The following is a 12,765-nucleotide window of genomic DNA, read 5'->3' on the forward strand; positions in this document are numbered from 1 at the left end:
AACCGTGGTCGCAACGCTGGACATGGGATAAGTGGCCGTCAACGAAGGTCTCACCAAAGGCGCGCGCGGCGCGCCGGCGAACTCGGATGTTCTCACGCAGGCCGCCCTCGAGCGCTTGCCGGCCGGGGCAATCATTGCCAATGATCTGGGACGGATCATAACGACCAACGCACGTGCCGGCGAACTGTTGCAAAGGACGCCCGCTTCGCTGCGAAAGGCCCTTCTCGCAGATCTCGTGCTGGATGAGGACAGGCTCCTTTTGCCGGCGGGGAACAGGTTGCCGCCGGCAACGACTCGGTCCACGACGCTTCGCTTCGAAAGCCTCTCCGGGCCGCTGCCGATGCTTGCCTCCTGGTCTCCCGTGCATTTCGCCGGCGAGGATGCCTTTCTCCTGCTGCTGCTCCCCGTGCATGAGCTCGTCGCTGAAATCGCGGGACTGCGCAACGACGAAACCCGCTGGAAATACGCGCTCGATAGTGCACTTGAGGGGGTTTGGGACCACGATTTCGAAACTGGGGACCTCTTCTATTCAGCCACCTGGAGACGGCTTCGCGGCCTGTCCGATGACGCCGTGGTCGACGGCAGTCTTGAGACATGGATCCAGAACGTCCACCCGGACGACCACGCCCATGTGCGTGCCGCAATCGAACGGCAGGATTCCGGCGAGGCTGTATTCAACGCTTTCGAATATCGCGAGCGCCATGCGGACGGACATTGGATCTGGATCGAGAGCCGTGGGGCGTCCGTTGCCTATTGGCCGGATGGCAGACCCAGTCGCATCATCGGGACCGATACGGATATCACTGCCCGCAAGGAGGCAGAGGCGCGACTCGAAGAGGTCTCTCGCCGGCTGCGGCTTGCTCTCGGCGTTTCGAAGATTGGCGTCTTCGACTTCAACCTTGACGCCCTTAGGGACGACTGGGACGAGCGCATGTTCGAGATCTACGGCCTCGACCCGAGCGACGGGCCACCAAGCTCCGAGACCTGGGAAAACACGCTCCATCCCGACGACCGCGAGAAGGTCATTGCCCGGACCAACGAAGGCATCGCCTCCGGGAAGCCCTACAGCAACGCCTTTCGGATCGTGCGGCCGGACGGGTCCATCCGTCATATACGCTCCAATGCCGCGACCTATATCGACCACCTGGGAACACGAAAGCTTATCGGCGCCAACTGGGATGTCACCGAAGACATCGCCTTGCAAGAGGATTTGCGCCAGGCCCAGGCTTCCGCCGAGGCGCGCAACCGCGAGCTCGAGCAGGCACGGATCAGGATCGAGTACAACGCCCTGCACGACTACCTGACGGACCTGCCCAACCGGCGCTACCTTGACCAAATGCTGGCGGAGAACGTAGCGGTCAACGCCATCCTGCATATCGATCTCGATCGCTTCAAGCAGATCAACGACACGCTCGGTCACCAGGCCGGTGACGCCATGCTGACCCACGCGGCCGCCATCTTGCGCGCGCATGCCCGCCACGACGATTTCATTGCCCGTATCGGCGGCGATGAATTCGTCATTCTCTGCCGGCGTGGTCGCAGCCTGCCGCAACTCTCCGAGCTTGCCGAGCGCATCGTCCACGCCTTCCGCCGCCCCATCCCCCATGAAGGTCAGCTCTGCCGTCTGGGCGCAAGCATCGGCATCGCCTGGAAGGGGCACGACGATTTCGATGCGAAGCAGTTGCTGATGAATGCCGACATCGCGCTCTACCGGGCAAAGAGCCTTGGCCGGGACCGCGTCGAAGTCTTCTCCGAACAGATCCAGACACAGATCCTCAACGCCAAGCGCATCGGTGACGACATTCGCCAGGCGATCGAGGAAGGCCAGTTCACGGTTTACTATCAGCCGCAATTCGATGCGCATTCGCTGGAGATCACCGGTGTCGAGGCTCTGGTTCGCTGGAACCATCCCGAGCGCGGTGTGCTTGCCCCCTTCCATTTCCTGAAGGTCGCCGAGGAGATCAACGTGCTGCCGGCGATCGACCGGAAGGTGGTGGAGCTCGCCTATGCCGACTTTCAATCCTGGCAGCAGTCCGGCTTCGGAATTCCCAAGATCTCGGTCAATATGTCGTCGCCGCGCCTGCGTGATCCGGGCTTGATTGCAGACCTGCGCGATCTGCAGATCCCGCCGGGGGTCCTCTCGTTCGAGTTGCTCGAATCCATCTTTCTCGATGACCCGGAAGATGAAATCGCCGAGACGATCTCGGCCCTCGACGCGCTTGGTATCGAGGTGGAGATCGACGACTTCGGCACCGGCCACGCCTCCATCATCGGCCTGCTCAACCTCAATCCGGCGCGGCTGAAGATCGATCGGGCGCTTGTCGGGCCGATCACGGAAAGCGCGAAACAGGCCAAGCTGGTCCGCGCGATCATCGACATCGGTCATTCGCTCAACATTCAGGTTGTCGGCGAAGGCGTCGAAACCTGGGAGCATGCGGCGATGCTGCGCGAGCTCGGCTGCGACGTGCTTCAGGGCTATGCCTTGGCCCGCCCGATGGACCGCCTGGAACTCGAGCGCCGCCTGCTGCACGGATGGAAGCCGGTCTTCGGCAGCGTCGACAAATAGAAACGCCCGGCCGTGAGGCCGGGCGATGGTGGACGCAAGAGTGCGCGTCAATCAGGTGTTCTGGATCTGCTGGATCGCTTCGGCGAGAAGCTCGAGCATGCGCTTGCGGATCTGTTCTTCCGTCTGGGCAACGCCCGCAGTGTCGAAATCCGCCTTGAGCTTGCGGATGATCTCTTCGTGACCGGCATGCTCGAAGTCCACGGTCACGACTTCCTTGGCATAGGCTTCGGCATCGGGCTTGCCGAGCAATCCGGCAGCCCAGAGACCAAGGAGTTTGTTGCGGCGCGCTTCAGCTTTGAACTTCAGTTCTTCGTCCAGCGCAAACTTCGCTTCAAAGGCTTTTTCGCGATCCTGCATAGTGGTCATCAATTGATCTCCCTGAGAATTCGGTGCCCTGAACAGTTATCGCCATAACCAAAATGGAGGTCAAACTGAATTGCGCAGTTTTCGGGATTCGCGACTTTCATGCTACCCTCTGTAAATCAGTGGGACTGAAAGATACGCCGATTGTGAAATCCGTTCTTTTCAGCTATGGACCCCGAGAGATATTCCACGCGCGCCGCCCAAGAGCGCCAGCAAGCACAGAGACAGAATCCATGAATCGTCGCCGCCGTATCTACGAGGGCAAGGCCAAGATCCTCTATGAGGGCCCGGAGCCGGGCACGCTCATCCAGTTCTTCAAGGACGACGCGACCGCCTTCAACAAGAAAAAGCATGACGTCATCGACGGCAAGGGCGTGCTGAACAACCGTATTTCCGAATACATCTTCACGCACCTGAACAAGATCGGCATCCCGACGCACTTTATCCGCCGCCTCAACATGCGCGAGCAGTTGATCAAGGAAGTCGAGATCATCCCGCTTGAAATCGTCGTGCGCAACGTCGCTGCCGGCTCGCTGGCCAAGCGTCTCGGCATCGAGGAGGGCACCGTTCTTCCGCGTTCGATCATCGAGTTCTACTACAAGGCCGACGCACTCGAAGACCCGATGGTCTCTGAAGAGCACATCACCGCCTTCGGCTGGGCAAGCCCCCAGGAACTCGACGACATCATGGCGCTCGCCATCCGCATCAACGACTTCCTTTCGGGCCTGTTCCTGGGCGTCGGCATTCAGCTCGTCGACTTCAAGATCGAGTGCGGACGCCTGTTCGAGGGCGACATGATGCGCATCGTGCTCGCCGACGAGATCTCGCCGGACAGCTGCCGTCTCTGGGACATCGAGACCCGCGAGAAGCTCGATAAGGACCGCTTCCGCCGCGACCTCGGTGGCCTCGTCGAGGCTTACCAGGAAGTCGCCCGCCGTCTCGGCATCATGAACGAGAACGAACCCGTGCGCGGCACCGGTCCGGTTCTGGTAAAGTAACTTCGGGGAAATTCAAAGTGATCAAGGCACGTGTAACCGTGACGCTGAAGAACGGCGTTCTCGATCCGCAGGGCAAGGCAATCGAAGGTGCGCTCGGCGCACTCGGCTTCGACGGCATCGGCCAGGTCCGCCAGGGCAAGGTCTTCGACCTTCAGATCGAATCCGCAGACAAGGCCAAGGCCGAAGAAGACCTCAAGGCCATGTGCGAAAAGCTGCTCGCCAACACGGTGATCGAGAACTACAGCATCTCGTTCGCCTGATCTGTCAGGCATCGAAATCGTTCCGCGCTTTCGGGCGCGGAACCAGACGTTAAGAACGCCGCAGCAGCACGAGCGCCCGAGGGTGCGGTGCTGTTGTCGTCGCAAGAGGTGCCTGGCTCGTCGGGGTGCGGCATCAAGATTTGATCTCGCCGTATCGGAGACAGAGATATGAAGTCAGCCGTCGTCCAGCTTCCGGGCCTCAACCGCGATCGCGACATGATTGCGGCCCTCACCAAGATTTCCGGCAAGGCTCCGGTCACCGTCTGGCAGACGGAGACAGACATCCCCGATGTCGACCTGATCGTCATCCCCGGCGGCTTCTCCTATGGCGACTACCTGCGCTGCGGCGCGATCGCGGCGCGCATGCCGGTCATGCAGGCGATCAAGGCCAAGGCGGAAAAGGGCGTCAAGGTTCTCGGCGTCTGCAACGGCTTCCAGATCCTCGTTGAGGCTGGCCTGCTGCCGGGCGCCCTGATGCGCAACGCCTCGCTCAAGTTCGTCTGCCGCGAGATCAAGCTTGAAGTGGTCAACGCCGACACCGACTTCACCCGCGCCTACAGCAAGGGCCAGATCATCCGCTCGCCGGTCGCTCACCATGACGGCAACTACTTTGCCGATGCCGAGACGCTGAAGGCGATCGAAGGCAACGGCCAGGTGGTCTTCCGCTACGCCGAAGGCACCAACCCGAACGGCTCCATGAACGATATTGCCGGCGTCATGAACGCCGAGGGTAACGTGCTCGGCATGATGCCGCATCCGGAAAACCTGATCGAAGCCGCACATGGCGGTTCTGACGGTCGCGGCCTCTTTGCTTCGGCGCTCGAAGTAATCGCCGCTTAACCAACCGGCTGATAGAAGGCATCCGACCCATCCCCAAAATGCGAGCGAGACCGTCGATGCCTTCATTTGTCACTGCACGCCTGGCCGGCCTTGCCTGCGCAACATTCGGCCTGGCCCTCCTCGCTTCGTGCCAATCGCCGAAGCCGCCAGCGCCGACTCCGAACACGGCGGCGCTGCCGACCATGGAGCGCGTGGCGCTGGGTGCCAATAGCTGCTGGTTCAAGTCGGGCGATCCCGAGTTCAAGTCCTATCGCTTGGCGCCGGAACTCAATTCGTTCTCAGGTCGTCCGCGCATTCTGATCGTGCCGCGCAAGTCACCGGAAGCGCGCCCGCTTGCCGTCGTTCAGGCCGAGGGCAACCCGGCACGTCTCCAGGCCTTCGGGCCGTTGATGGACGAGTCGACGGGAACGCGCATGGCCGCCGATATCAAGCGCTGGGCTGCCGGCGGACAGGGCTGCAAGTAGACCCCACTCCTATCATCGAATCGATCCAAGGCCGGAGACCGCAAGGGGCGCCGGCCTTTGTGCTTTGTCGAACAGTTGTTCCGCTCCGTTAGCGCCAGAAAGGGACAATCGACTCCTGACGCGCATCCTTCTCGGAAACCCCGATATCCCTCAGTTGCCATTCGCTCATGTCCCCGAGCGCCAGACGGCTGCGTCGCTTCGCCGCCAATTCGCAATAAAGACCCCAAAGCCGCTTCAGCAGGCTTTCGCGTTCGTCCGAGTAGTCGCCGCCCAGCAATGTGCTGGAGCGCGAGGCGGACTTCGCTTCCGGGCGGGACAAACAAATTGTATCGATTGTACTCATTGATAACCCCAATGCAGCGATTGCTATCGTTGTATCGGTGATAATTGACATATTTCGCGCTGTAATCTAAAGAATTGTCACTATGACAAATTGGCTCCCAGATATTCAGCAGGGTCACGGTCCGCTCTATGCGCGGATTGCCGACCAGATCGAGCAGGCAATTGGTACCGGCGCCCTCGCCGTCGGGGCCAAATTGCCGCCCCAACGCAACCTCGCCTACGATATAGGCGTGACAATCGGCACGATCGGACGCGCCTACAACATCGTTCGCGAACGCGGATTGGTGAGCGGTGAAGTCGGGCGCGGCACCTATGTGCTCGATCATCCCGAAAGCCGCCCGCCGGAGCAGGCCGATCCTCTGACAACCTCCCTCGCCGGCACGCGACCGCTTGTCGCGCCGGCCGGCAAGCTCAGGTTCGACAGCACCGCGGCTCCGGATATCGGTCAAGGCACGGTGCTCAGCGAGTTGCTGAGCGAAATCAGCCACGACCACCATGCCGACATTGCAAGCTACGCCCGCAATTTTCCGGACCATTGGTTCGAGGCGGGTTGCCTGTGGCTGGCCCGCGGCGGCTTCCGCCCGCGGCCTGAAGACATCGTGCCGACGCTTGGTGCCCATGCGGCCGTCGTTGCCGTCATCACGGCAGTCACGGCGCCTGGCGATCGCATCGCCTTTGAGACGCTCACCTATTCGCAGGTGAGCCGAAGCGCCGGGCTGGTCGGTCGCCGGACGACGCTGGTCGAATCGGACGAATTCGGCATGATCCCCGAGGATTTCGAGCGCGTCTGCGCCCAGCAGCATCCGAAACTCGCCTTCCTGATGCCGAGCGCGCAGAACCCGACCGTCGCCGTCATGCCGCTGGCCCGCCGCCAGGCGATCGCCGACATCGCCCGCAAATATGGCGTGTGGCTTGTGGAGGACGATCTCTATGGCGCCATGACCGGTGATCAGACACCACTCCTGGCCGAGCTTGCACCCGAGCGCACCTTTTTGGTCGGTGGTCTTTCGAAGTCCGTCGCGGCCGGCGTACGTGGCGGCTGGGTCGCCTGCCCTCCGCATTTCAGCCAGCGTATCCGCATTGCCCACAAGATGGTGAGCGGCGGCCTGCCGTTTATCCTGGCGGAGCTTTGTGCCCGGCTCGTGCTTTCCGGGTCTGCTGCGATCCTTCGCAGCAAGGGCATCGAAGAAGTTCGCGCCCGTGAGGCGATGGCCCGCGAGATCTTCGACGGTATCGAGTTCACCTCGCATCCCTGCATTCCGTTTCTCTGGATGAAGTTGCCCGATCCGTGGCTGTCCGGCACTTTCAAGCAGGCCGCCCTGCAGGAGGGCGTGCTCGTCGACGACGAGGATGAGTTCAAGGCCGGCCGCACCGACCGCGTCTTTCACCGCATTCGCATCGGCTTCTCCTCACCGCCGGACCGAGCCCAGGTACGGGCGGGCTTTCAGACGCTGAAGCGGCTGCTCGACAGCGGACGCGCCGGCTACGACAGTTTCGAGTGACTATCGGAATCCACGGGGTGACTTTCGGGCAAGGTTGCGCAACATATTATTTTAGCAGTCTTGCGCATATGATTCGCCTTAAGGATTCCGCATGCCGCTACCGTTCAGCTCCGCCTCATCGCGTCGCGTCGCATCCCTTCTTCTCGCTACGACCACATTGATCACCGCCGCGCCGGCGGTGGCTGCGGATGGTGTCTTCGACGAAATGCGCTTCGGCGTGACGACGTCGATTGCTGCCGGCGGCAAGCAGGAAGACGGGGTGTTTCCGTCGTTCACCGTGTATTTCGACCCGTTCGATGCAGATGGCGCCGTCGATCTCGGCGAGAAGCTGCTGCGTCCGCGGGTCTATACCGGTGCGGCCGTTGCAACCGCGTCCAACGGTGTCAATCAGGCCTATGGTGGCTTGAGCTGGACCTTCGACATGACGAAGCGCCTCTTCGTCGAGTTCGGCGCCGGCGGTACGGTTCATGACGGCGACCTCGACAACCACAGCGGCTCCGGTCCCCAGCTCGGCTGCCGCTTCCTCTTCCGCGAATATGCCGCTGCCGGCGTTCGCCTGGACGAGCACTGGAACGTTTCGGCGACCGTGGAACACGCGTCTCATGCCAATCTGTGCGACGGCCCAAACAATGGCCTGACACGCGCCGGTCTCGCGCTCGGCTACAAGTTCTGACGCGAGCCGCCGCATCAGCCTCCTGCAAAGCTTTGTACGGGCGTCAACCGCTGTTGATCGCCCGTATTTTTCTGTCGCGCCGCGCCGCAGCATAGGCTAAAGAAGCCGCAAAGCGCCCACTTCAGCGCCGCGCGTCTCATCAGACGCGCAAAGGACGCTGTAGCACTTTAGGTTGCTGCATGTTTTTGTCCTGAAATCGGTACGATTTAGGGACACATGCAGTTGTGTCTGTTGCGGTTCGCACGCGCCCTATTCCTCTTGACGGGATTGCGCGCCGCCCGAAGGATTTGACGGTCGACGATGACGATTTCCAACACCCGCCCCATCACCCCGGACCTCATCGCATCGCACGGGCTGAAGCCTGACGAGTACGAGCGCATTCTGAGCCTGATCGGACGCGAGCCGACCTTTACCGAACTCGGTATCTTCTCGGCCATGTGGAACGAGCACTGCTCCTACAAATCTTCGAAAAAGTGGCTGCGCACGCTGCCGACCAAGGGGCCGCGCGTCATCCAGGGCCCCGGCGAAAACGCCGGCGTGGTCGACATCGATGACGGCGACTGCGTCGTCTTCAAGATGGAGAGCCACAACCACCCGTCCTATATCGAGCCCTATCAGGGCGCTGCGACCGGCGTCGGCGGCATCCTGCGCGACGTCTTCACCATGGGCGCCCGTCCCGTCGCGGCGATGAACGCGCTGCGCTTCGGTTCGCCGGATCATCCGAAGACCCGCCACCTCGTTTCCGGCGTCGTTGCCGGTGTCGGCGGCTACGGCAACTCCTTCGGCGTTCCGACTGTCGGCGGCGAAGTCGAGTTCGACGCCCGCTACAACGGCAACATCCTCGTCAACGCCTTTGCTGCCGGCCTCGCCAAGAGCGACGCGATCTTCTACTCGAAGGCTGAAGGTGTCGGCCTTCCGGTCGTCTATCTCGGCGCCAAGACCGGCCGTGATGGTGTCGGTGGCGCGACCATGGCGTCTGCCGAATTCGACGAGTCGATCGAAGAGAAGCGCCCGACCGTTCAGGTCGGCGACCCCTTCACCGAAAAGTGCCTGCTCGAAGCCTGCCTCGAGCTGATGCAGACCGGCGCCGTTATCGCCATCCAGGACATGGGTGCAGCCGGCCTAACCTGCTCGGCGGTCGAAATGGGCGCCAAGGGCGACCTCGGCATCGAGCTCAACCTCGATAGCGTTCCGGTCCGTGAAGAGCGCATGACGGCTTACGAAATGATGCTGTCGGAAAGCCAGGAGCGCATGCTCATGGTGCTGGAGCCCGCGAAGGAAGAAGTCGCCAAGGCGATCTTCGTCAAGTGGGGCCTCGATTTTGCGATCGTCGGCAAGACCACCGACGACCTGCGTTTCCGCATCCTGCACCAGGGCGAGGAAGTCGCAAACCTGCCGATCAAGGAACTGGGCGACGAAGCCCCGGAATATGATCGTCCCTGGACCCCGGCCAAGACCACGGCACCGCTTGCGACCAACGACATTCCGGCCGCCGATGTCGCCGACGCGCTCGTCAAGCTTGTCGGTTCGGCCAACAACTCCTCGCGCCGTTGGGTTTACGAGCAGTACGACACGCTGATCCAGGGCAATTCGCTGCAGCTTCCCGGCGGCGACGCCGGCGTCGTCCGCGTCGAAGGTCATGCCTCAAAGGCGCTCGCCTTCTCGTCCGACGTGACGCCGCGCTATGTCGAAGCCGATCCTTACGAAGGCGGCAAGCAGGCGGTCGCCGAGTGCTGGCGCAACCTGACGGCAACCGGATCACTGCCGCTGGCAGCCACCGACAACCTCAACTTCGGAAACCCGGAACGCCCCGAAATCATGAGTCAGCTGGTTCATGCCATCAAGGGCATCGGCGAGGCCTGCACCGCGCTCGACTTCCCGATCGTGTCGGGCAACGTCTCGCTCTACAACGAGACCAACGGCCAGGCGATCCTGCCGACCCCGACGATCGGCGGCGTTGGCCTGATCAGGGACTGGTCGAAGATGGCGCGCATCCGCTTTGCCGCTGAAGGCGAGACGATCCTGCTCGCCGGCGCCCCTGCTGGCCTCGGCTCCCATATCGCCCAGTCCGTCTACATGCGCGACGTCCACGGCCGTACTGACGGTCCGGCACCGCATGTCGACCTCGCGCACGAGCGCAAGGTTGGCGACTTCGTCCGCGGCCTGATCGTCGACGGTCTCGTGACCGCCGTTCACGATTGCTCGTCGGGCGGACTTGCACTTGCCGTTGCCGAAATGGCGATGGCATCGGGCATCGGCGCTGCCGTCGACGCCGTTGCCGGTCATGACCCGATTGCCACCTTCTACGGTGAAGACCAGGGTCGCTATGTCGTGACCGTCGCTGCCGGCGCGCTCGATGCGGTTGCCGCCCGTGCGAAGGCTGCAGGCGTCTCGCTCCCCGTGATCGGCAAGACCGGCGGCGACGCCGTCAAGCTCGGCGACGCCAAGGCGGTTTCGGTCGCAGATCTGCGTGCCGCCCACGAGGCCTGGTTCCCGGAATTCATGCAGGGCGACCTCGCACCGGAGAACTGAGACAGGAACAGCGCCACCACGGCAGGTGATTTTCCGGACGCGCCATGTTCGATTGGAACGACCTGAAATATTTTCTCGCCGTGGCGCGCACCGGCTCCACGCTTGCGGCTGCTCGCAGCCTCAAGGTCAATCAGACGACCGTCGCACGCCGGATCGACGCGCTCGAACGCGGTCTCGGCCTCACCCTCTTCGTGCGCCTTCCGAACGGCTATCGCCTGACGGAGCGCGGGGAAGCGACCGTCGCGCTCGCCGAGCAGGTCGAGCAAGGCGCGAGCACGCTCGCCGACACGGCCCGCGGCTGGAACCGGACGATTGCCGGCACCGTGCGTGTGACCACTACGGAGATTCTTGCCATCGACGTTGTGGCGCCGTTGGTCGCCGAACTGCGCAGTCAGCACCCGTCATTGTCTATTGAGTTGATCGCCGACGACCGCCGGCTCGATCTTTCGTGCGGTGAAGTGGATGTCGCGTTGCGTGTCGGCTCCTGTCCCGAAGAGCCGGGTATCGTCCGGCGCCGGCTTGCAACCAGCGTCTGGGCGCTTCATTGCGCCCGATCCTACGCCGAGCGCCACGGCTTGCCGGGCACCATTGCCGACCTCGGCCGGCATGAGATCGTTGGCGGAACTGGCAGTCTCAAGGAATTGGGCCCGCTCGTTGCCTTGCGCAAAGCGGCACCCGACGCCCCGATCGGCATCCGCTGCAATTCCGTGCCCAATCTGATAGCCGCAGTGCGCTCCGGGATGGCCATCGGCCCGCTTCCCTGCTGGGCTGCCTTCGAGGACGATGGCTTGCTGCGCTGTCCTGTTCCGGAGCTCGAGGCCCGTTCGGACATTTGGCTCCTCTATCACGAAAGCCTGCGTGAGAGCCCACATGTCCGGCTGTTCCGCGAAGCGGTGACGGCGCGCTTTGAAGTCGTCCGCCACCGGTTCGAGGGACGCTCCGCCCCGGGGGTTCAAGCGGTTTAAAACTCCTCTTCCTTACCCGCCGGACAATGGCTGGCGGCCTCCGGAAAACCCAGTTGCCGCGCCTGTGCGCCGCCGTCTCGCGCGCCCCACCGCCGTGCGATCTTGCCAGCCTTGAACTCGAACCATTCAATCGCAAGCAACTCGTAAGAGCGGCCCGTCGGTTGATTGAAGTCCAGAAACGGGCCGGTCCATTTGCCGGTTTCGCGCAGGCGAACCGCGACGGTGTCTTCGTATGCGACCATGGACAGGACGTCGAGCCTCATGTTCAGCCCGTGGTGAAGATCGTGCCAGACCCGTGCGGCAAAATCGAAGGCGCCGGCACCCACCACGCCCTGAATCTCCGCGTCGGTGGCAAAGAGCGGACGCAGGGCCTCGATGTCGCCTGCATTCATCGCCCGCACATAGGCTTCGACCGTTGCCCTATTCGCCTGATCACGTGACATATGACTTCCCTAGCGGTGCCCGGCACATCCGCGCGGGCTGTTGAAATGAAGGGGCGGCAACGGGCTTCCGCCTCGGCTCACCAGCCCTTGCGCACTAGAGCGGAACCGGCATTTCACTGCTATCAGCTTTGTCGCAGCAACCTTCTGCAGATTTGCAGAACGTCAATTGTCGGCCGCACCTCGTTGTTGCTCACCTGATTCAGCAATTGCGTTTCGCCCCTGAATCGTGGTTCCCTGAGGGTATGGAGCGGTACTGGCGACGCGGTCGGCACTGCAGAAAAACAAGGAGTTGGCGTATCATGCCCATGACACCAGGCGACATCGAAGACATGATCAAGGCCGGGATTCCCGGAGCCAAGGTCACGATCCGCGATCTGGCCGGTGACGGCGACCACTATGCCGCCGAAGTCGTGGCCGAAGCGTTTCGTGGCAAGACTCGCGTGCAGCAGCACCAGATGGTCTACAACGCGCTCAAGGGCAACATGGGGGGTGTCTTGCACGCCCTCGCCCTGCAGACGAGCGCGCCGGAGTGAGCCGGAATGGCTGATCTGATCAAGGAACTTGTCAGCGGCGTTGTCGATAGCGCGCTGAGGGAAATCCTCAAGAAGACCGGCGTCAAGCGAACCTCGACCAAGCGGACGAAGCGTCGGGCGCGGACGACTTCCGGCGGCGGCATCCTCGGGGATATCCTCGAGGCTGCCGTCAGCAAGCCGGCCAAGAAGCAGGTTAGCCGTCGCCGTACGGCTGCGGCGCGCAGCAAGACCCGTCGCCGCACCGCCTGACGGCGGCATGTTCCTTAATTCCTGGTCGATTTAAG

14 protein-coding genes are annotated in these 12,765 nt (G+C 62.5%); 11 read left to right on the forward strand and 3 right to left on the reverse strand.

The genetic code is table 11. From position 1 onward, the window contains the following. Positions 1 to 31: 31 nt before the first annotated feature. Entirely contained in the window at positions 32 to 2,566 is a 2,535-nt protein-coding gene (locus LAC81_RS08445; protein WP_223727461.1) for a putative bifunctional diguanylate cyclase/phosphodiesterase, read from the forward strand. A 51-nt stretch (positions 2,567 to 2,617) separates the two neighbouring features. Here the strand turns inward: LAC81_RS08445 and LAC81_RS08450 are convergent, their stop codons facing one another. After that, complete coding sequence (locus LAC81_RS08450; RefSeq protein ID WP_223727462.1) at positions 2,618 to 2,932, reverse strand: DUF1476 domain-containing protein; 315 nt, start codon at positions 2,930 to 2,932, stop codon at positions 2,618 to 2,620. Between the two features lie 230 nt (positions 2,933 to 3,162). Between LAC81_RS08450 and purC the strand changes: the two genes are divergently transcribed. From purC to LAC81_RS08470, 4 genes are all read left to right on the forward strand, one after another. Then, complete coding sequence (gene purC, locus LAC81_RS08455) at positions 3,163 to 3,927, forward strand: phosphoribosylaminoimidazolesuccinocarboxamide synthase (protein WP_034794646.1); 765 nt, start codon at positions 3,163 to 3,165, stop codon at positions 3,925 to 3,927. 17 nt (positions 3,928 to 3,944) lie between these two features. Then, complete coding sequence (gene purS, locus LAC81_RS08460; protein ID WP_034794427.1) at positions 3,945 to 4,187, forward strand: phosphoribosylformylglycinamidine synthase subunit PurS; 243 nt, start codon at positions 3,945 to 3,947, stop codon at positions 4,185 to 4,187. A gap of 168 nt (positions 4,188 to 4,355) precedes the next feature. After that, positions 4,356 to 5,027 carry a phosphoribosylformylglycinamidine synthase subunit PurQ gene (gene purQ, locus LAC81_RS08465; RefSeq protein WP_113540035.1) on the forward strand — a complete coding sequence of 224 codons (672 nt, stop codon included), beginning with the start codon at positions 4,356 to 4,358 and terminating at the stop codon, positions 5,025 to 5,027. Positions 5,028 to 5,083: 56 nt separating this feature from the next. Beyond that, the gene (locus LAC81_RS08470; RefSeq protein ID WP_223727463.1) at positions 5,084 to 5,491 is read left to right on the forward strand and encodes a hypothetical protein; all 408 of its coding nucleotides are present in this window, start codon (positions 5,084 to 5,086) and stop codon (positions 5,489 to 5,491) included. Between the two features lie 88 nt (positions 5,492 to 5,579). Here LAC81_RS08470 and LAC81_RS08475 read toward each other — a convergent pair whose 3' ends face one another. Then, a complete protein-coding gene (locus LAC81_RS08475; protein ID WP_223727464.1) occupies positions 5,580 to 5,885 on the reverse strand; it encodes a DUF1127 domain-containing protein in 306 nt (101 codons plus the stop codon). Between the two features lie 31 nt (positions 5,886 to 5,916). Here LAC81_RS08475 and LAC81_RS08480 point away from each other — a divergent pair, with 31 nt between their 5' ends. The 4 genes from LAC81_RS08480 (at position 5,917) to LAC81_RS08495 (ending at position 11,505) form a co-directional block, all read left to right on the forward strand. Continuing rightward, on the forward strand, positions 5,917 to 7,335 hold the full coding sequence (locus tag LAC81_RS08480) for a PLP-dependent aminotransferase family protein (RefSeq protein ID WP_223727465.1): 1,419 nt from the start codon (positions 5,917 to 5,919) through the stop codon (positions 7,333 to 7,335). Between the two features lie 91 nt (positions 7,336 to 7,426). Next, on the forward strand, positions 7,427 to 8,008 hold the full coding sequence (locus tag LAC81_RS08485; RefSeq protein WP_223727466.1) for an acyloxyacyl hydrolase: 582 nt from the start codon (positions 7,427 to 7,429) through the stop codon (positions 8,006 to 8,008). 300 nt (positions 8,009 to 8,308) lie between these two features. Next, complete coding sequence (gene purL / locus LAC81_RS08490) at positions 8,309 to 10,540, forward strand: phosphoribosylformylglycinamidine synthase subunit PurL (RefSeq protein WP_223727467.1); 2,232 nt, start codon at positions 8,309 to 8,311, stop codon at positions 10,538 to 10,540. Positions 10,541 to 10,584: 44 nt separating this feature from the next. Continuing rightward, entirely contained in the window at positions 10,585 to 11,505 is a 921-nt protein-coding gene (locus tag LAC81_RS08495; protein WP_223727468.1) for a LysR family transcriptional regulator, read from the forward strand. On the opposite strand, the gene LAC81_RS08500 is transcribed toward LAC81_RS08495, so the two are convergent. Then, positions 11,502 to 11,897 (reverse strand): ester cyclase, encoded by a 396-nt coding sequence (locus tag LAC81_RS08500; protein ID WP_235693170.1) that lies wholly within the window; start codon positions 11,895 to 11,897, stop codon positions 11,502 to 11,504. The genes LAC81_RS08495 and LAC81_RS08500 overlap by 4 nt on opposite strands. A gap of 350 nt (positions 11,898 to 12,247) precedes the next feature. Here LAC81_RS08500 and LAC81_RS08505 point away from each other — a divergent pair, with 350 nt between their 5' ends. Beyond that, positions 12,248 to 12,481, forward strand: coding sequence for a BolA family protein (locus LAC81_RS08505; RefSeq protein WP_057248940.1), 234 nt, complete (start codon positions 12,248 to 12,250; stop codon positions 12,479 to 12,481). 6 nt (positions 12,482 to 12,487) lie between these two features. Further along, entirely contained in the window at positions 12,488 to 12,730 is a 243-nt protein-coding gene (locus LAC81_RS08510) for a hypothetical protein (RefSeq protein ID WP_223727470.1), read from the forward strand. Positions 12,731 to 12,765 lie beyond the last annotated feature (35 nt).

Source organism: Ensifer adhaerens, from assembly GCF_020035535.1.
Lineage (GTDB): Bacteria > Pseudomonadota > Alphaproteobacteria > Rhizobiales > Rhizobiaceae > Ensifer.